14 protein-coding genes, 1 other RNA gene, 1 pseudogene and 1 riboswitch are annotated in these 18605 nt (G+C 66.0%); of the genes and pseudogenes, 14 read left to right on the forward strand and 2 right to left on the reverse strand.

Translation table 11 applies throughout. The features are described from left to right. Positions 1 to 331 precede the first annotated feature (331 nt). Positions 332 to 1150, forward strand: coding sequence for a DUF3014 domain-containing protein (locus tag EO156_RS00210; protein ID WP_016850695.1), 819 nt, complete (start codon positions 332 to 334; stop codon positions 1148 to 1150). 226 nt (positions 1151 to 1376) lie between these two features. Here EO156_RS00210 and EO156_RS00215 read toward each other — a convergent pair whose 3' ends face one another. After that, the gene (locus EO156_RS00215; RefSeq protein ID WP_016850694.1) at positions 1377 to 2084 is read right to left on the reverse strand and encodes a glutathione S-transferase; all 708 of its coding nucleotides are present in this window, start codon (positions 2082 to 2084) and stop codon (positions 1377 to 1379) included. A gap of 45 nt (positions 2085 to 2129) precedes the next feature. Then, a complete protein-coding gene (locus EO156_RS00220) occupies positions 2130 to 2438 on the reverse strand; it encodes a GIY-YIG nuclease family protein (RefSeq protein WP_005915765.1) in 309 nt (102 codons plus the stop codon). 369 nt (positions 2439 to 2807) lie between these two features. Here EO156_RS00220 and EO156_RS00230 point away from each other — a divergent pair, with 369 nt between their 5' ends. The 13 genes and pseudogenes from EO156_RS00230 (at position 2808) to cbiB (ending at position 18551) form a co-directional block, all read left to right on the forward strand. Beyond that, positions 2808 to 4967 (forward strand): TonB-dependent receptor, encoded by a 2160-nt coding sequence (locus EO156_RS00230; protein ID WP_026007150.1) that lies wholly within the window; start codon positions 2808 to 2810, stop codon positions 4965 to 4967. Positions 4968 to 5035: 68 nt separating this feature from the next. Next, a complete protein-coding gene (locus EO156_RS00235; RefSeq protein WP_016850692.1) occupies positions 5036 to 6364 on the forward strand; it encodes an LLM class flavin-dependent oxidoreductase in 1329 nt (442 codons plus the stop codon). A 16-nt stretch (positions 6365 to 6380) separates the two neighbouring features. After that, positions 6381 to 7419, forward strand: a pseudogene (mgrA, locus tag EO156_RS00240) (L-glyceraldehyde 3-phosphate reductase). Between the two features lie 11 nt (positions 7420 to 7430). Further along, complete coding sequence (locus tag EO156_RS00245) at positions 7431 to 8543, forward strand: aliphatic sulfonate ABC transporter substrate-binding protein (protein WP_026007149.1); 1113 nt, start codon at positions 7431 to 7433, stop codon at positions 8541 to 8543. Positions 8544 to 8661: 118 nt separating this feature from the next. After that, complete coding sequence (gene ssuC / locus EO156_RS00250) at positions 8662 to 9456, forward strand: aliphatic sulfonate ABC transporter permease SsuC (RefSeq protein ID WP_005913579.1); 795 nt, start codon at positions 8662 to 8664, stop codon at positions 9454 to 9456. Further along, entirely contained in the window at positions 9453 to 10280 is an 828-nt protein-coding gene (locus EO156_RS00255) for an ATP-binding cassette domain-containing protein (RefSeq protein WP_016850689.1), read from the forward strand. The genes ssuC and EO156_RS00255 overlap by 4 nt, the downstream gene beginning before the upstream one ends. 277 nt (positions 10281 to 10557) lie before the next feature. Next, a complete protein-coding gene (gene clpB / locus EO156_RS00260) occupies positions 10558 to 13143 on the forward strand; it encodes an ATP-dependent chaperone ClpB (protein WP_005913582.1) in 2586 nt (861 codons plus the stop codon). 147 nt (positions 13144 to 13290) lie between these two features. Next, positions 13291 to 13514: riboswitch (cobalamin riboswitch) on the forward strand. A 113-nt stretch (positions 13515 to 13627) separates the two neighbouring features. Then, a complete protein-coding gene (gene btuB / locus EO156_RS00265; RefSeq protein WP_033483105.1) occupies positions 13628 to 15505 on the forward strand; it encodes a TonB-dependent vitamin B12 receptor in 1878 nt (625 codons plus the stop codon). Positions 15506 to 15565: 60 nt separating this feature from the next. Beyond that, positions 15566 to 15641: non-coding RNA, sX9 sRNA (locus tag EO156_RS00270), on the forward strand. A 127-nt stretch (positions 15642 to 15768) separates the two neighbouring features. Then, positions 15769 to 16353, forward strand: a complete 585-nt coding sequence (locus EO156_RS00275) for a hypothetical protein (RefSeq protein WP_016850687.1) — start codon at positions 15769 to 15771, stop codon at positions 16351 to 16353. Next, positions 16353 to 16958, forward strand: coding sequence for a hypothetical protein (locus tag EO156_RS00280; protein WP_016850686.1), 606 nt, complete (start codon positions 16353 to 16355; stop codon positions 16956 to 16958). The genes EO156_RS00275 and EO156_RS00280 overlap by 1 nt, the downstream gene beginning before the upstream one ends. Continuing rightward, positions 16955 to 17566: a cob(I)yrinic acid a,c-diamide adenosyltransferase gene (gene cobO / locus EO156_RS00285; RefSeq protein WP_005913590.1), complete on the forward strand. Its 612-nt coding sequence runs from the start codon at positions 16955 to 16957 to the stop codon at positions 17564 to 17566. The genes EO156_RS00280 and cobO overlap by 4 nt, the downstream gene beginning before the upstream one ends. A 70-nt stretch (positions 17567 to 17636) precedes the next feature. Further along, positions 17637 to 18551: an adenosylcobinamide-phosphate synthase CbiB gene (cbiB, locus tag EO156_RS00290; protein WP_029828374.1), complete on the forward strand. Its 915-nt coding sequence runs from the start codon at positions 17637 to 17639 to the stop codon at positions 18549 to 18551. Positions 18552 to 18605 lie beyond the last annotated feature (54 nt).

The following is an 18605-nucleotide window of genomic DNA, read 5'->3' on the forward strand; positions in this document are numbered from 1 at the left end:
TCGCGCAGCGGAGGTTCTTCCGGTTCGCTGTCGGGCCCTGGCCCGCCCACCATCGCAGGACACGCTGCAAGTCCGTCCCTGTAGCTCCTTGGCGGCATCCATGCTGCACAAGGTGCCGCGATAGCGGGCAGGCAAGGACCAATTGAACTGGTCGAACTGTAGGACGTCCCACACACAGCGGCGAGCCGGCCGCTGCGTTTCCCGGAAATCGCGAGCGTATCGCGCTACGCCTCAACTCAAGCGGCTAAACGAGCGACACCGTAAATCGATGGAACCACCGCAGCATCCCACGGTCACACCTTGGGATGTTGTCGATGTCAGGAGTTCCAAGATGCAAAGCAAATCCTTGCGCTGGCCGTGGTTGTTGGCGGTCCCATTGATCGCTGGCGCCGCGTGGTGGTTGTTCAGCGGCCCGCCCGATCCGCAGGACACCTTGCCTGCACCCATCAGCCGTACCGCCAGTGCTGTGGCCGCCGCGGTCAGCCCACAGCCGACGCCCGTAAATAGCGAGCCACGTCACCCGGTGCCGGCAGCGTCGGACGACGCGGCGGATGCTGCAATTCCTGCGTTGGCGCAAAGCGACGCTGCCGCGTGGCAAGCGCTGCTGGCGTTGGTGCAGGACGATGACGCGTTGTCGATCGTGTTGCGCAAGCACCTGATCGAACGCGTGGTGGTGATGATCGACAATCTCACCCAGCCCAGTATCAGCCGCCGTGCCTCGCTGCTGCAGCCGGTGCCTGGCGAGTTGCAGGTCTCTGGCAGCGGCGATCATCAGGTGCTCGATCAGGCCAATGCGGCGCGCTATGCACCTTACGTAGCCGCGTTCACCGGCGTGGACGCGCAAGCCATGGCGCGCAGTTATGTGCGCTTTTACCCACTGTTTCAGCAGGCGTACGCGGATCTGGGCGCGCCGGATCGTTACTTCAACGACCGCGTCGTCGATGTGATCGACCACCTGCTGCGCACGCCCGAGCCGACGCAGCCGATCGCCGTGCAACGCGACGAACGTGGCCGCTACCGATTCGTCGACCCATCGCTGGAGTCGCTGTCGGTGGGGCAGAAGGCGCTGCTGCGGCTGGGACCGACGCAGGCGACAGCAGTCAAAACGCAACTGCAGCGGATTCGCACGGCCCTGCTGCAGGGGCGCTGAGGCCGCTGGCGTCCCACTCCTCTGACGCCAAAGCCCGCACGCCAGACTGCCGTGCGGCTTTCGCACATAAGTGAGTACGTCGGTACATCGACTCATGCTGCACAGCGCGATCGACGGCGGGCGGTTTTACTGCATGATCGGAAGCAGCAATCAGCAATACGGCCCGCGGCACACCCTCATGTGGCGCTCGCGTACTACCATCGACCGAGGCGACCGGCGCCGCTGCCTATGCCGCATCCAGCTCCGGGTAATGACGGAAGATGCCATCGGTGTTGAAAGCCACACGTCGTTTGGACGCCAGATAGGCCGCAACACGCGGCCGTTGGGCCACGCGCTGCTGCAGCGCCTTCAGCCCTGGAACGTTTTTTGCCAGCGTCGCCATGCGCTTGGGGAACATGTACTCCAGGCCGCTGACCAGCTGGAATAGCGATAGGTCTACGTACGAATACGTGCCGAGCACATGCGTGCCCCCGGCGTGTTGCAGTACCTGCTCGAAATAGCCCAGGAATTTGGGCAGGCGGTTCTCACGCAGGTCCTTCGCACGCTTGGCCGCTTCGGCTTGCTGGTCTTCGTAATACAGGCCAGTCGCAATCGGGTGGTGCGTGTCGTGCACCTCGGCCACCAGGTCGGCAATGGTCAGCTGCAATTGCAGCGCCTGTAGGCGCTGCGGCTCCGAATCGCGCACCAATTGCAGCTGCGGCCCGATGAAGTGCAGGATCGTCGCGACCTGCGCCACCACGATGTCACCCGCTTTTAGAAAAGGCGGTGCGAACGGCTGCGCACCTGCGTGTTCCCCTTCCAGAAACGCATTCATGACCTCGTCGCCTTGCACCCGCGCCATATCGGTGTAGGCGGCGCCAGCATCTTCCAGGGCCAAACGCACGAACTCGCCGCGGCCCTGCAGGCCGGTCCAGTAATACAGTTGATAGTGCATGCGCGGCTCCGCGATCGAGGGCAGCGCAGCGTAGGAAACTCCCGGCTAGACGCGCGTGATCGACGCGTCAGCAGGTTGTGACTCGTGGACGGTGCGCGGCTGCGCCTGCAGCCAGGCCAGTTTGCGCGCACGCGGCAGGCGTTTGAGTGCGCACTCTGCGCGTGATGCGCTGGCGCGGTCCGGGTAGGGGTGGCTGGCGAGCATCTGCACGGGCGGATTGGCGCGCGTGTAGCGCGCGCCGGTGCCACGCAGATGCGCCTGGAAGCGCCGCTCCAGATCGTTGGTAATGCCGGCGTAGTAGCTGCCGTTGCGACACAGCAGCAGGTAGAGGTGCCAGGGCTTGAGTGCATCCATCCGCGCATTATCGCCACTCGCCTGGGCTTGCGCAGCGTGGCTGCGCGACGGGCTATCCGGCTGCCGGCCAGGCGCGATCCGCCACAGGAGTGAATAACCACCTAAACATTGGTTATTTGACGCTCGCGACGCCGGCAAACAGCATGCCGTATTGCATTGCGCGGTCGAGACCGGCTTGGCTGGCGCTACGTAAACCACGCGGCGCGGCGACCCTACGGCGCATGCCGGCCGCAGCAACGCTGCGCACCAACCAGCCCATACAAAAGGACGTCAATGATTGCGCGACACCGGAGCCCGGCGGGCATCGTTTCTGCTTCCCGATGGTGGGGGACACCGCAGTTGCTGGCATGGAGCCTGGCATGCGCCTGCATGCCGGCCGTTGCCGACGAAGTGGGCGATGCCGACGCAGCACCGGAGCGCACGGCGCAGACCCTGGGGGCGGTGACCGTCACCGCCACGCGCCGCGAAACCACCCTGCAACAAGTGCCGGTGGCGGTGTCCGTGGTGCAGGGCGAAACCCTGGAGCGCGAGAACCGCAACAACGTGGCCGACCTGCCGGCGCTGGTGCCCAGCCTGACCTTCCGCACCGGTGCATCCAACAAGGACACCTCGTTGTTCCTGCGCGGCGTCGGCACCATTTCGACCTCGCCGGGCGTGGAGCCCAGCGTGGCCACCGTGATCGATGGCGTGGTGCTGGGCCGGCCGGGCCAGGCCACGCTGGATCTGCTCGATGTCGAGCGCATCGAAGTACTGCGCGGGCCGCAGGGCACCTTGTTCGGCAAGAACGCGTCCGCCGGCGTGCTCAACATCGTCAGCAAGCCGGCGCCGGAGGTATTCGGCGGGTCTGTGGATTATTCGCACTTCGGTGGCGGCGACGAAGACCGCCTGCGTGCCAGCGTCGGCGGCACGCTGGTGCCGGAGCTGCTCAAGGCCAGCGTGTCGGCATTGTGGGCCGAGTACGGCGGCAACGTGCGGAATGTGGCCGACGGCCAGACCGTCAACGGCTACCGCCGCGCCGGCGCGCGCTTGCGGCTGGACCTGAGCCCGAACCCTGGCTTGAACGCGACGCTGCTGGCCGACTACCTGCAATCGCACAGCGACGCGCCCAGCGGTGTGGTGGTGGACAGCACGCGTGCCGACTTCGCCGCGGCGCTGGCACCGGTCATCGCCAGGGACGACAACCGGCAGATCAACAGCGATTACCGCACGTACCTGGACGACATCAACAAGGGCGCCTCGCTGCAGCTGGACCAGCAGCTCGGCGATGCGCTGCTGACCTCGATCAGCGCCTGGCGGCAGTGGGACAACACCCAATTCCAGGATGGCGACCGCACCGCGCAACGCAGCGCAACGTTTCCGTCCTCGCACGACCGTGGCGATCTGGGGTATACGCAATACTCGCAGGAAGTGCGCATCGAGACGCCGCGCGACCGTGCGGTGGAAGCGGTGGCCGGCCTGTACTACCTGCACGCGCGCAGCGACGAAACCTACCAGCGCACGGTGACCTCGCCGACCGCAAGCAACGTGGGCGTGGCCGATTACGATACCCGGGCCGAAACCTATGCAGCGTTCGGCGAGGCCACCTGGCATTGGCGTCCGGATCTGCGCGCCTTGCTCGGCGCGCGCTTCACCCGCGACACGCTCGACTATCAACACCAGCGCGTGTCCAGCTCTGCAAGCGCGGTCACCGGTATCCAGCCCGCCACCGCCAGCAGCGGGAGCACCTCAGAAAACGGCGTCTCCGGCCGTGCCGGGCTGCAGTACGACGTCGATGCGCGAACCACCGGCTACCTCACCTATTCGCGCGGCTACAAGGGCCCGGCCTACAACGTGTTCTTCAACATGCAGCCGCGCGATACGCCGGCGCTGAAGCCGGAAACCTCCAACGCGTGGGAGCTGGGCCTGAAGACGCGCGCATTGGACGACCGCCTGAGTGCGAACCTTGCGTTGTTCCATACCGAATACGCCAACTACCAGGCCAATTTCTTCGACACCGTGGCCGGGCAGGTGGTGACGCGGCTGATCAACGCCGGACAGGTGCGCACGCAGGGTGTGGAGCTGGATCTGGAGTATCGGCCCACCGAGCGGCTTAGCCTGGCGGCGTCGCTGGCCTATACGCAGGCGCGCATCCAGCGCTTCGCCTGCCCGGCAGCTGCGGCAGCCAATTGCAACGTGGATGGCAAGCCGTTGCCGTTCTCGCCGGACTGGAAGGGCAACCTGCGCGCGGGCTATCGCGTGCCGTTGCGCGGCAGTCTGGCGCTGGAATTCAACGGCGATGTGAGCTGGCAGGACAGTGTGCAGTACGACCTCAGCCAGACCGCACAAACCATTCAGGGCCCTTACGCAATCTGGAATGCCAGCATTGCGTTGGCCGACGATCTGCATGGCTGGCGGGTGGCGGTGCTGGGTCGCAATCTCGGCGACCGCGCATATGCACCGTTGCTGGCCAATGCGACCGGCAACGTCTATCGATTGGTGCCACGCGACGATCAGCGTTATGTCGGGCTGCAAGTGCATAAGGATTTTTGACGAATGGGTGTGATGTTTCTTGATGTTGCTGTGAGCAGTGACATGGCTGCCGTCCGCGGTGCGCTGCGATGAGCGCGCCACGTCAGCTGTCGCTGGGCGCATTCCTGATGGCCACCGGTCACCATGTGGCGGCGTGGCGGCATCCGCAGGCCAGTGCCGACACGCTGGTGTTCGACCATTACCGCGAGATGGTGCGCATTGCCGAAGCCGCGAAGTTCGATGCGGTGTTCGTTGCCGATAGTTTGGCTGCGGCCGGTGGGCCGGTGGCCTCGCGCATGGCGCGTTCCAGCCTGTTCGAGCCGCTCACCCTGCTCAGCGCGTTGGCAGTGGTGAGCGAGCGCATCGGTCTGATCGCCACCGTGACCACCAGCTATAACGAGCCGTATCACGTGGCGCGCAAGTTCGCCTCGCTGGATCATCTCTCCGGCGGGCGTGCCGGCTGGAATCTGGTGACCTCCGACGCCGCCGATGAAGCGCTGAATTTCAACCGCGATGCGCATTACGTGCACGCCGAGCGCTATGCGCGTGCGCGCGAATTCCAGCAGGTGGTGGCCGGGCTGTGGGACAGTTGGGACGACGATGCCTTCATTGCGGATAAGGCCGCCGGCCTGCATCACGACCCGGCGCGGGCGCATGTGCTGGATCACCGCGGCACGCATTTCCAGGTGCGTGGCCCGCTCAATATTGCGCGCGCCCCACAAGGGCATCCGGTGCTGGTGCAGGCCGGTTCGTCCGAGCCTGGGCGTGCGCTGGCCGCCGAGACCGCCGAGGTGGTCTTCACCGCGCAGTCCTCATTGGCCAAGGCACAGGCGTTCTATGCCGACCTCAAGGGCCGGCTGGACCAGTTCGGTCGCCCACGCGATGCGTTGAAGGTGTTGCCCGGTGTGTTCATCGTGGTGGGCCAGAGCCAGGCCGAAGCGCAGGAAAAATTCGAGCAGTTTCAGGACCTGGTGGAACCGGCGGTGGGCATCGCATTGCTGTCGCGCATGTTGGGCAATTTCGATCTGTCGGCCTATCCGCCGAATGGCCCGCTGCCGGATTTACCGCTCACCGAAACCGGCCAGCGCAGCCGCCAGCAGTTGTTCACCGAACTGGCGGGACAGGAGCAGTTGAGCATCGCCCAGCTCGGCCGGCGTATCGCGGGCGGGCGCGGCCATTACAGCCTGATCGGCACGCCCACGCGGATTGCCGACGAGCTGCAGGCCTGGTTCGAACAGGGCGCTGCAGATGGCTTCAATGTGCTGGTGCCGCATCTGCCCGGTGGCCTGGCCGATGTGGCCGCGCATGTCGTGCCGGAATTGCAGCGACGTGGACTGTTCCGGCGTGAATATGCCGGGCGCACGCTGCGCGATCATCTGGGGCTGCAACGCCCCGTCAATCGCTTCAGCCCACGCTGACCAACCGGACATCCCCATGCGCTATCTCGCACATCCCGATCGTTACGACCGTATCGCCTACCGCCGCGTTGGCCGCAGCGGCCTTGTGTTGCCGGCCTTGTCGCTAGGCCTGTGGCACAACTTCGGCGACAGCACGCCGATCGACACGCAACGCGCACTGCTGCGTACCGCGTTCGATCTGGGCATCACCCATTTCGATCTGGCCAACAACTATGGCCCTCCCTATGGCAGCGCGGAAATCAATTTCGGCCGGCTGCTGCGTGAAGATTTCAAGCCGTATCGCGATGAGTTGATCCTCTCCACCAAGGCCGGCTGGGACATGTGGCCGGGCCCGTACGGGCAGGGCGGCAGTTCGCGCAAATACCTGCTGTCCAGCCTGGATCAGAGCCTGCAGCGGCTAGGCGTGGACTATGTGGATATTTTCTATTCGCACCGTTTCGATGCGGAGACGCCGCTGGAAGAGACTGCCGGTGCGTTGGCCAGCGCGGTGCAGCAGGGCAAGGCGCTGTATGTCGGCATATCGTCGTATTCGGCCGCGCGGACACGTGAGATTGCTGCGCTGCTGCGCATGGAAGGTGCCGCTGCTGATCCATCAGCCGGCGTACAACCTCTTCAACCGCTGGGCCGAGCACGAGCTGTTCGATGCCACTGCGGAGCTCGGCGCTGGAGTGATCGCCTTCACACCGCTGGCGCAAGGCCTGTTGACCGGCAAATATCTCGACGGCGTGCCGGCCGACGCGCGGGTCAACCGGCCCGGCGGTCAGTCGCTGCGGCCGGAACATCTGTCCGATGACAACCTGCAACGTGCACGTGGGCTGGATGCGATTGCGCGCGGGCGTGGGCAGAGCCTTGCGCAGCTGGCGTTGGCGTGGGTATTGCGCGATGCGCGCGTGAGCTCGGCGTTGCTGGGCGCCAGCCGTCCGGAGCAACTGATCGAAAACGTGGCGGCATTGCAGGCGCCGCCATTCAGTGCAGAAGAGTTGGCCGAGATCGATCGCCATGCGGTCGAAGGCGGCATCAACCTCTGGGAAAAGCCGTCCACCGATTGGCAATGAGGACTCTGCCGATGCGCTACCGCGTTCCCGCAATCATCATCGAGGCTGCGATGCAGCCATCGTGCCGGCGTGGCCGGGGTGTGCAAGCAACGGCCGCAATGCGGGTTACGGGCTTGCTGCGGGCGATGCATCGCTCGCTAGTGGCCGCGCGTGCGGCCGCGTACGCCGCGTTGGCAAGCGCCTTGCTGTTGGCGAGTCTTGTGTGGGCGCAGCCTGCGCTGGCGGCCGAGCCGGCGCAGTTGCGGATCGGTTATCAAAAGGCAGTCTCCAGTTTGGTGTTGGCCAAGCAGCATCGTTTGCTGGAGCAGCGCTTTGCGCAGACCAAGATTACCTGGGTGGAATTTCCGGCAGGCCCGCAACTGCTGGAAGCATTGAATGTGGGCAGCATCGACCTGGGTGGCGCCGGCGATATTCCACCGCTGTTTGCGCAGGCTGCCGGTGCCGATCTGCTCTACGTGGGCTGGGTGCCGCCCACGCCCAAGGCCGAGACCATTCTGGTACCGAGCAAAAGCGCGCTGCGCACGGTGGCCGACCTCAAGGGCAAGCGTATCGCCTTTCAGAAAGGCTCGAGTGCGCACAATCTGCTGCTGCGGGTGTTGGCCAAATCAGGTCTGAGCATGCGCGATATCACGCCGCTGTATCTGTCGCCAGCCAATGCGCGTGCGGCGTTCGCAGCCGGGCAGGTGGACGCATGGGCGATCTGGGACCCGTGGTATTCGGCGTTGACGCTGGATGGCAGCGCACGCCTGCTCGCCAATGGCGAAGGCCTGGGGCTCACCGGTGGGTTTTTCCTGTCGTCGCGTCGCTATGCCACGGCGTGGGGGCCGTTCGTGCAGCAGGTGATGGGCACGCTCAACCAGGCCGATGGCCTGCTGGAGCGCGACCGTGCCGGCAGCATCAAGACATTGGCGCAGGTGAGTGGGCTGCCGCCCGCAGTGGTGGAGCGCACGCTGGCGCACCGCCCGCCGGCCAGCGTGCAGCCGCTCAGCGTGCAGGTCATCAAGGCGCAGCAGGCCACTGCCGATCTGTTCTACGCGCAGCGCCTGTTGCCCAAGCGTGTCCTGGTGGCACCGGCGGTCTGGCGTGCGCCGGATGCTGGCGCAGCGCAGGCGGTGAGCAAATGATGCGTTGGAGTGCAGGCAGATGCAGGAGCCGCGGCCATGGCGCTGCGCGTGGCCGGGCCTGTGCAGCCGTTTCGATCGTACGCGACACGCTGCAGCGCGCCACGACCGAGGTGTCGCGATGAGCGCCGCCGCGCGCCGCCTGGGCAACGCATTGTTGCCCTGGCTGCTGCCGCTGGGCTTGCTGGCGGGCTGGCAGATTGCAGCGTCCAGCGGTTGGTTGCCACAGCGCATCCTGCCCGCGCCGGATGCGGTGCTGCGTGCGGCAGCCACGCTGGTGCGCAGCGGCGAGTTGTGGCAACACCTGGCCGTCAGCAGCTGGCGCGCGGCGGTCGGCCTGGCGATTGGCGGCAGCATCGGATTTGCGCTCGGCCTGTTGACCGGCGTCTGCCGCGTGGCCGAGCGCCTGCTCGACAGCGCCCTGCAGATGCTGCGCAACGTGCCGCATCTGGCGCTGATTCCGCTGGTGATCCTGTGGTTCGGCATCGATGAGGGCGCCAAACTGTTTCTGGTCGCTCTGGGCACCTTTTTTCCGATCTATCTCAACACCTACCACGGCATCCGCAGCGTGGACCCGGCCTTGATCGAAATGGCGCGCAACTATGGCCTGCGCGGTCCGCAGCTGTTTTGGGACGTGCTGTTGCCAGGTGCGTTACCGTCGATTCTGGTGGGCTTGCGGTTCGCGTTGGGCCTGATGTGGCTGACCCTGATCGTGGCCGAGACCATCTCTGCCAGTTCCGGCATCGGCTATCTGGCAACGAACGCGCGCGAGTTCTTGCAGACCGATATCGTGGTGGTCGCCATCGTGCTGTACGCGCTGCTCGGCAAGCTGGCCGATCTGGCCGCGCGCGGGCTGGAAGCCTGGTGGCTGGGCTGGCATCCGGCGCAACAACAGCGTGCGGAGCTACGCCGATGAGCGCTGCCGCCACCGGGCTGCCGCTGCGCGTACGCGGCATCGCGAAACGTTATGGTGACAGCGACGTGTTGCGCGGCATCGACCTGGACATCGCGCCCGGTGCGTGCGTGGCAATCGTGGGGCGCAGCGGCTGCGGCAAGAGCACATTGCTGCGCGTGATCGCGGGGCTGGAAACGGCCGATGTCGGCACGGTCGACAGCGGGCGCGCGCCATTGGCAGCGCAGCGCGATGCGGTGCGGCTGATGTTTCAGGACGCCCGCCTGCTGCCGTGGAAGCGGGTGATCGACAATGTGGCGCTTGGGTTGGGCCGGGCCGGTCGTGCGCAGGCGCAGCAGGCGCTGGACGCGGTGGGCCTGGGCACGCGCGGCAACGCGTGGCCGTCCGCGTTGTCGGGCGGTCAACGTCAGCGGGTGGCGTTGGCGCGTGCATTGGTGCATCGGCCGCGGCTGTTGCTGCTGGACGAACCGCTGGGGGCGCTGGATGCATTGACCCGTATCGAAATGCAGCAGCTGATCGTGCAGTTGTGGCGGCAGCATGGGTTTACGCTGGTGTTGGTCACCCATGACGTGGCCGAGGCGAGCGCGCTGGCCGATCGTATCGTGGTGCTCGAACACGGCAAGGTTGGCCTGGATGTGGCGGTGCCGGTGCCGCATCCGCGTGCGCCCGGGCTGCCGGCGCTGGCGTCGATCCAGGCACAGGTGCTGTCGCGTCTGCTGGGCACGACACAGGTGCCGGAGCCAGCTGCCCCGAAGGCGCAGACGCGCCATGGTCCGCCCCGCGGGGCGACGGCACAGGACACCTCGCCGTTGCAACGCATCCTCTAGCCCCGTCTCTAGCCCCGTGCGTGTCGGGCTCGGCTCCCGAGACCATACCGGCGCCTGCGCACCGCTTCACTAACGCCCACGGCGACACGCTGGGTCACTGGCTGGTGCGTCACCCGGCGGGAGCCCCACCTGCACGTCCCGCTTCGCCACGCCCGCTTGGGTAGCGTCGGCCTGGCCGCTTCCATCTCCAGCACCGGCAAACCTTGAAACCCCGCTCGGCAACCGCATCTGCACGGTATCGCCGGCGGTGCCGGCCACCTGTTCAGAGGATCTCCCCATGCGGATGGACAAGCTCACCTCGCGGTTCCAGCAGGCGCTGGCCGACGCGCAGTCGTTGGCTGTGGGCCGCGACCACAACATCATCGAGCCGGTGCACGTGCTGGCCGCGCTGCTCGACCAGAGCGGCGGCAGCACCCGACCGCTGCTGTCGCAGGCCGGCGTCAACGTGCCGCTGCTGCGCGAGCGCCTCGGCGAGGCGCTGGACACGCTGCCCAAGGTGTCCGGGCAGGAAGGCAATCTGTCGATCGGCAACGATCTCAATCGCCTGCTCAACCAGACCGACAAGCTTGCCCAGCAACATGGCGACGCGTTCATCGCCAGCGAATGGTTCGTGCTGGCCGCCGCCGACGATGCCAGCCCGCTGGGCGTGGCGTTGCGCGCTGCCGGTGGTGACAAGAAGAAGATCGAAGCGGCCATCGACAAGCTGCGTGGTGGCGAAACCGTGCAGTCGGAAAACGCCGAAGAACAGCGCCAGGCGCTGGAGAAATACACCATCGATCTGACCGCACGCGCCGAGAGCGGCAAGCTCGATCCGGTGATCGGCCGCGACGAAGAAATCCGCCGCACCATCCAGGTGCTGCAGCGCCGCACCAAGAACAACCCGGTGCTGATCGGCGAACCGGGCGTGGGCAAGACCGCCATCGTCGAGGGCCTGGCCCAGCGCATCATCAACGGCGAAGTGCCCGAAGGCCTGCGCGGCAAGCGCGTGCTGTCGCTGGACATGGGCGCGCTGATTGCCGGTGCCAAGTTTCGCGGCGAGTTCGAAGAACGCCTGAAGGCGGTGCTCAGCGACCTGTCCAAGAACGAAGGCCAGATCATCCTGTTCATCGATGAGCTGCACACCATGGTCGGCGCCGGCAAGGCCGACGGCGCGATGGATGCCGGCAATATGCTCAAGCCGGCGCTGGCGCGCGGCGAGCTGCATTGCATCGGCGCCACCACGCTGGACGAATACCGCAAGTACATCGAAAAAGATGCGGCATTGGAGCGCCGCTTCCAGAAAGTGTTCGTGGGCGAGCCGACGGTGGAAGACACCATTGCGATCCTGCGTGGGCTGAAGGAGCGCTACGCCGTGCATCACGGCGTGGAGATCACCGACCCGGCCATCGTGGCCGCCGCGACGTTGTCCAATCGCTACATCACCGACCGCCAGTTGCCGGACAAGGCCATCGATTTGATGGACGAAGCAGCATCGCGTATCCGCATGGAGATCGACTCCAAGCCGGAAGAACTCGACCGGCTGGAGCGCCGCCTGATCCAGCTCAAGATCCAGCGCGAGATGCTCAAGAAGGAAAAGGACGAGGCCTCGCGGCAGCGCCTGGCCGATCTGGAAAGCGATATCGACAAGCTCGAACGCGAGTTCTCCGATCTCAATGAAGTGTGGAAGTCGGAAAAGGCGGCGCTGCAGGGCACCACCAAGATCAAGGAGCAGATCGAGCACGCCAAGCTGGAACTGGAGGCCGCGCAGCGCCGCCAGGACTACGCCAAGATGAGCGAGATTCAGTACGGCGTGCTGCCGCAACTGGAAAAGCAGATGCTGCTCGCCAACGAGGTGGAACACCACGATTTCAAGCTGGTGCAGGACCGCGTGACCGCCGAGGAAATCGCCGAAGTGGTGTCGCGCTGGACCGGCATTCCGGTCAACAAGATGCTCGAAGGCGAGCGCGACAAGCTGTTGCGCATGGAAGACGAGCTGCATCATCGCGTGGTCGGTCAGAACGAGGCGATCAAGGTGGTGTCCGATGCGGTGCGCCGCTCGCGCGCCGGCCTGTCCGACCCGAACCGCCCCAGTGGCTCGTTCCTGTTCTTAGGTCCCACCGGCGTGGGTAAGACCGAGCTGTGCAAGGCGCTGGCGGATTTCCTGTTCGACAGCACCGAAGCGATGATTCGCATCGACATGAGCGAGTTCATGGAGAAGCATTCGGTCGCGCGCCTGATCGGTGCACCTCCTGGCTATGTGGGTTATGAAGAAGGCGGTTATCTCACCGAGGCCGTGCGTCGTCGTCCGTATTCGCTGATCCTGCTGGACGAAGTGGAAAAGGCGCATCCGGATGTCTTCAACATCCTGCTGCAGGTGCTCGACGATGGCCGCCTGACCGATGGCCAGGGCCGCACCGTGGACTTCCGCAATACCGTCATCGTGATGACCTCCAACCTGGGCTCGCACCAGATCCAGGAGCTGTCCGGCGACGATAGCGCCGAGGCGTACACGCAGATGAAGGCCGCGGTGATGGGGGTGGTGCAGGCCCACTTCCGCCCGGAGTTCATCAACCGGCTGGACGACATCGTGGTGTTCCATCCGCTGGACAAGGCGCAGATCAAGTCGATTGCGCGCATCCAGTTGCAAGGCCTGGAAAAACGCCTGGCCGAGCGCGGCCTCAAGCTGGACCTGGACGATGCGGCGCTGGAGGTGCTGGGCAGTGTCGGCTTCGACCCGGTGTACGGCGCGCGTCCGCTCAAACGCGCGATCCAATCGCAGGTGGAGAATCCGCTGGCGCAGCAGATCCTGTCGGGCCAGTATCTCAGCGGCGATAGCGTGCGCGTGCGTGCCGACGGCGGACGGCTGGTGTTTACCAAGGACTGAGCGCGAGGCCCGCACGGCGTAGGAGTGCACTGGGCGCGATGGCTTCACCGGGAACGCCCATCGCGCCCAGGTGCGCTCCTACGTCGAGCTGGAACGTGCGGCTGGCCGGCCGCCGCAGATCTCGGCGGCGCGGTCCGCCAATCCTGCTACCATGCGCGCCCCTGAGGTGACTGCCGGTTGGCCGGTGGTTTAAACGGGAATCCGGTGCGCGGATCGCCTTGGCGAGCTGCAATTCCGGAGCTGCCCCCGCAACGGTGGGCGAGGTCAGATGCCGCACTACGCCACTGTGCAGTCGCATGGGAAGGCGCGGCATCGGAAGCGCCAGCTTCCACTCGCAAGCCCGGAGACCGGCCTGAGGGATTGACCCGGCACGCGGTGGGCGTGGCCTTGCTCGTCTGACGCTGCGCGCCGGACGCTTGGCCCGTTGCTGCCTGCCGCCCGATTGCCTACGCGCGGGTTGGCGCGGTTCCAGGAGCAGCAGTTGATGTCCCTTTCTTCCGTTTCGCCGCGTCGTGCCGTGCTCGCCGTGGGGCTGTCGCTGTGCATTGCCACTGTGGCCCAGGCCGAGGCCGCCATCGATCTGGACAAAGTCGTGGTCACCGCCTCGCGTACCGCACAGACCCAGGACCAGACGCTGGCGCCGGTCACGGTGATCGACCGCGCGCAGATCGAGCGTCGTCAGGTCAATTCGCTGCAGGACCTGTTGCGTGGCGAAGCGGGCGTGTCGCTGGCGAACAATGGCGGGCCTGGCAAGGCGACCTCGCTGTTCCTGCGCGGCACCGAGGCAGACCATGTGGTGGTGCTGATCGATGGCGTGCGCATCGGCTCGGCCACCGCTGGCGGCGCGGCGTTGCAGGATCTGCCGATCGAGCAGATCGAACGCATCGAAATCGTGCGTGGCCCGTTTTCCAGCCTGTATGGCTCCGAAGCGCTGGGCGGGGTGGTCCAGATCTTTACCCGGCGTCCGCAAGGCGGTTTGGTGCCGACCTTGAGCGTGGCGGCCGGCAGCGACAACGCGCGACGCTACGGCGCGGGCATTGCGGGGCGCAGCCCGGGCGATCTGAGCGACGCCGGTGGTTGGTATTCGGTGAACGCCGTGCACGACGAAACCGACGGTATCAACGCGTATCTGGATACCGGCTCCAGCGCCTACGACCCGGACCGCGACGGCTATCGCAACGATTCGTTGAGCGCGCAGGGCGGCTGGCGTTTCAATCGCCAGTGGGATGCCGATGTGCATGGATTGCGCGCGCAGAGCCGTAACGAATACGACGGTTCGGCATTCGGCGGCAATCTGAGCAAGGGCGTGCAGCAGGCCATCGGCGGCCGCGTGCGTTACGCGCCGAGCGATGCGCTCAAGCTCACTGCCAGCGTGGGCAGCAGCGCCGATCTGAGCGATGCGTACTACCAAGGCGCCTATCTGTCGACCTACGACACCCGCCGCAAGCAGGGTGCGTTGCAGGCCGATCTCGACACCGGCCCCGGTCTGCTCACGGTCGGCTTCGATTGGCAGCGCGACGCCATCGCCAGCAGCGATACCTACGATGCCGACAGCCGCATCGACCGCGCCGCATTTGCGCAATTGCAGCAGACGTTTGGCAGCCAATCGCTGCAGGCCAGCCTGCGTCGCAACGACAACAGCCAGTTCGGCGGCAAGACCACCGGCAGCCTGCTGTGGGGTTGGGATGTCGCCGAGCATCTGCGCCTGACCGCCAGCTACGGCACTGCGTTCAAGGCGCCCACCTTCAATGAGTTGTATTACCCCGAATACGGAAACCCGCTGCTCGGCCCGGAAACCTCCAAGAGTGCCGAGCTCGGCCTGCGCGGTCGCTACGACTGGGGCACCTGGACGCTCAGCGCGTTCCAGACCCGTATCGACGACCTCATCGCCTACGACGCCTCGTTGGTGGATGCGACGCATCCGTTCGGGCAGCCGAACAATATCGATCGGGCGCGCATCCGCGGCGTGGAAGCGGGCTACGACACCGAACTGGCCGGCTGGACCCTGCGCAGCGCGTTGACCTGGCTTGCCCCGCAGGCCGATGGCGAGGTCAATCATGGCAACTGGTTGCCGCGGCGTGCGCGCCAGAGCGGGCGCATCGATGCCGACCGCAACATCGGTGCATTCGGCATCGGCGCAAGCCTGTTCGGATCGGGTGCACGCTACGACGATCTGGCCAATACCGATCGCCTGGCCGGCTACGGCTTGCTGGATCTGCGCGTGAGTTATGCAGTGAATGCGGACTGGAAGGTGCAACTGGCCGCCAACAATGTATTCGACCGCCACTACGAAACCGCACGTTGGTACGCCCAGCCAGGCCGCAATTATCTGCTGACCTTGCGCTACCAACCGGCGCACTGAGAGCAGCCGACGACACGACTGCGCAGCCAACGGATGGGCGCGCGCGGTGCCCGGATCCGCATGGACCAGGCGTACACCGCGGTTGCTTGCGCTGTCCGCGTTTCACCTGGCGATTGCCCGCGACATTTTGTTAGCCGCTCTAAGCCGCGCAGTCGGCGCTTGCTGCTGGATGCAAGGATCGTTACGGTTTGCAGGGGGCGATCATTTGCCTGATGTCTGTTGCGCCATCCGGGTGGCGATCGAAAATCTGAAGGAGACCATCGATGCCGCCGTTATCCCGCTCTTCCGAACGCCTGTTGTTCATCGCTTCGATGCTGCTGATGACCGCGACCCGCTTCCATCATGTCAGTGACTGGCTGCACCTGCCGGATGCATCCATGGCCGTGTTCTTTCTCGGCGGCCTGGCCTTGCGGCGGCACGGCTACTTCATCGCCTTGCTGGGGTTGTCGGTGGCGATCGATTGGACTGCGGTGCGCCTTGCCGGCGTCAGCGACTTCTGCATCACGGCGGCCTACGCGGCATTGCCGGTGGCCTATGGCGTGCTCTGGTACGCCGGGCGCGCGACTCACGCACGTCTGCGGCCAAGCGCTGCGTCGCTGAGCATCGCCTGGGGTCTGGGCACCTTGGCCGCTGTGCTGTCGTTCTTGATCTCCAATGGCGCGTTCTACTGGTGGGGCGGGCGCTACACCGACCCGCACTGGGCGCAGTATCTGCAGCGCGCCTGGCAGTGGGGACCGCTGTTCGTGCGCACGACAGCGCTGTATCTGGCGGTGGTGCTGGCAGCCGCATGGTGCGCGCTGCGCTGGCGCGCCGCAACGCCGTTCTCCACGCCTTCGGAAGTGTCATGATGGTGGCGCCGCGCGCAGCTGCGACGCCGTTGCCGTTGCACGGCACAGCGGCCAGAGCGTGCGGCATCGCACTTGCCGTCTTGATGGTCTGTGCGCGCGGCGAGCATTTTGCGAATGTGGATGCCTTGCCCACGGCCTCATGGGCGGTGTTTTTTCTGGCCGGCGCGTTGTTACGCCCGCTGTGGATGTTGCCGCTGCTGTTCGGGATCGTATCGCTGCTGGATCTGATCGGCCTGGCCTCGGGCAGCAGCAGCGACTGGTGCCTGTCGCCGGCGTACTGGGCGTTGGCGTTGGCGTACGCCGCGTTGTGGTGGGGCGGCCTGCTGTCTGCGTTGCAACTGCAGCGCCAGGGCTGGCGTCGTGTCGTCGGGCCGCTGTTGGCCTTGCTGATCAGCGGCAGCGCCGCCTATCTGCTCTCCAAAGCCGGCTTCTATTTCCTGTCTGGTCGCTACCCGCATGCCACGCCGGGCGGGTTCATTGCGCGCGTGCCGGCGGACTATCCACACGCCCTTGCAACCCTGGCCGGCTATGTCGGCCTGGCCTTCGCGCTGTTGGCTGCACGACGCTCCGCTGGCGCACGTCCACCCCTTGGAGCGCGCGCATGACCAGCCCCGAGCACGATCAAGCGCATTATCGCGAACGTGCGCAGCGCAAGAAGGAATTGGTCGACCGGCGCATCGCACGTGCGGTGATCGACCGCGGTGTGCTGCTGGTCAATACCGGCAATGGCAAGGGCAAGAGCTCGTCCGGCTTCGGCATGCTGGCGCGTTCGCTTGGGCATGGCCTGTATTGCGGCGTCGTGCAATTCATCAAGGGCACGTTTTCGACCGGCGAAGAAGCGTTTTTCCGTCGCTTTCCGGATCTGCTCGATTATCACGTCATGGGCGAAGGCTTCACCTGGGAAACCCAGGACCGCGCACGCGACATCGCCGCCGCGCAGGCCGCCTGGCAGCTCGCGCGCGGCATGCTGGCCGATGCGCGCTACGACTTCGTGCTGCTGGACGAACTCAACATCGCGTTGGTGAAAGACTACATCGCGCTGGATGAGGTGCTTGCCGCCGTGGCCGTGCGACCGCCCCGCCAGCACGTGGTGATCACCGGGCGCGGCGCGCCGGCCGGGTTGATCGAGGTCGCCGACACCGTGACCGAGATGCGCCTGGTCAAGCACGCCTTCAATGCCGGCATCAAGGCGCAACTCGGCATCGAGCTGTAGCCGTGAGCGTGCGCGCGCAACGCCTCGTATGGCTCGGCATGCTGGCTGGCATGCGCCGGGACTGCACGCCATGCTGCTGGTGATTGCCACCTCTGCCGTGCTCCTGGATCTGCTGCTCGGCGAGCCGCGGCGCGGACATCCGCTGGTGCTGGTCGGCAACTGGGCCCAACGTGTCGAAGCGCGCCTGCACCGCGACCGTCGCAGCGCCGGCATCCTGGCGTGGTGCGTGAGCGTGTTGCCGTTGACCTGTGTCGCTGCAGTGGTGCAATGGGGGCTGTGGTGCGTGTCGCCCTGGGCGGCGGCAGGGTTTGCCGCGATCACGCTGTATTCGGCGCTGGGCCTGCGTAGCCTGGGTGAACACGCGCAAGCGGTGATCGATGCGCTGCAGGTCGCTGATCTGCCTGCCGCCCGCGCTGCAGTGGGCCGTATCGTCAGTCGCGATACGGCCGCACTGGACGCGACCCAGGTCGCTGCCGCAGCGACCGAGTCGGTACTGGAGAACGGCAGCGATGCCGTCTTCGCCGCGCTGGTCTGGGGCGTCGTGCTGGGCGCGCCGGGAGCGGTGTTGTATCGGCTATCCAATACGCTGGATGCGATGTGGGGCTATCGCACGCCGCGCTATGTCAACTTCGGCTGGGCTGCGGCGCGCATCGACGATGCGTTGAACTGGCTGCCGGCGCGGCTGACCGCAGCGACCTATGCGGTGCTGGGTCGCACCTGCGCGGGCATGCGCTGCGCCTGGCGGCAGGGACGTGGCTGGAAAAGCCCCAATGCCGGTCCCGTGATGGCAGCGGGTGCAGGCGCGCTGCATGTCCAACTAGGCGGGCCTGCGCCGTACCACGGCCATTGGCAGGCACGCCCCGCGCTGGGCGAGGGCGCGGCGGCAAGCGCAAATAGCGTGCAACGTGCGTTGCGGCTGGTGCGCGCCGGTGTCGCGTTCTGGCTGCTGCTGGGCGTGCTGGCAACTGCGCTGGCGATGCGATGATCGGCACGCGGATGGTCTGGTGCTTCACCAACATGCACCGGCGCACCGTTCACG

Source organism: Xanthomonas sp. DAR33341 (genome assembly GCF_003992815.1).
GTDB lineage: Bacteria > Pseudomonadota > Gammaproteobacteria > Xanthomonadales > Xanthomonadaceae > Xanthomonas > Xanthomonas cissicola.

What these genes read in the sequence shown, in the direction of transcription:
- cbiB (WP_029828374.1), top strand. Translation starts at nt 17,637, where the DNA reads ATGCTGCTGGTGATTGCCACCTCTGCCGTGCTCCTGGATCTGCTGCTC.
- EO156_RS00255 (WP_016850689.1), top strand. Translation starts at nt 9,453, where the DNA reads ATGAGCGCTGCCGCCACCGGGCTGCCGCTGCGCGTACGCGGCATCGCG.
- ssuC (WP_005913579.1), top strand. Translation starts at nt 8,662, where the DNA reads ATGAGCGCCGCCGCGCGCCGCCTGGGCAACGCATTGTTGCCCTGGCTG.
- EO156_RS00235 (WP_016850692.1), top strand. Translation starts at nt 5,036, where the DNA reads ATGAGCGCGCCACGTCAGCTGTCGCTGGGCGCATTCCTGATGGCCACC.
- EO156_RS00220 (WP_005915765.1), bottom strand. Translation starts at nt 2,438, where the DNA reads ATGGATGCACTCAAGCCCTGGCACCTCTACCTGCTGCTGTGTCGCAAC.
- EO156_RS00275 (WP_016850687.1), top strand. Translation starts at nt 15,769, where the DNA reads ATGCCGCCGTTATCCCGCTCTTCCGAACGCCTGTTGTTCATCGCTTCG.
- EO156_RS00230 (WP_026007150.1), top strand. Translation starts at nt 2,808, where the DNA reads ATGCCGGCCGTTGCCGACGAAGTGGGCGATGCCGACGCAGCACCGGAG.
- EO156_RS00210 (WP_016850695.1), top strand. Translation starts at nt 332, where the DNA reads ATGCAAAGCAAATCCTTGCGCTGGCCGTGGTTGTTGGCGGTCCCATTG.
- btuB (WP_033483105.1), top strand. Translation starts at nt 13,628, where the DNA reads ATGTCCCTTTCTTCCGTTTCGCCGCGTCGTGCCGTGCTCGCCGTGGGG.
- EO156_RS00245 (WP_026007149.1), top strand. Translation starts at nt 7,431, where the DNA reads ATGCGCTACCGCGTTCCCGCAATCATCATCGAGGCTGCGATGCAGCCA.
- EO156_RS00215 (WP_016850694.1), bottom strand. Translation starts at nt 2,084, where the DNA reads ATGCACTATCAACTGTATTACTGGACCGGCCTGCAGGGCCGCGGCGAG.
- clpB (WP_005913582.1), top strand. Translation starts at nt 10,558, where the DNA reads ATGCGGATGGACAAGCTCACCTCGCGGTTCCAGCAGGCGCTGGCCGAC.
- EO156_RS00280 (WP_016850686.1), top strand. Translation starts at nt 16,353, where the DNA reads ATGGTGGCGCCGCGCGCAGCTGCGACGCCGTTGCCGTTGCACGGCACA.
- cobO (WP_005913590.1), top strand. Translation starts at nt 16,955, where the DNA reads ATGACCAGCCCCGAGCACGATCAAGCGCATTATCGCGAACGTGCGCAG.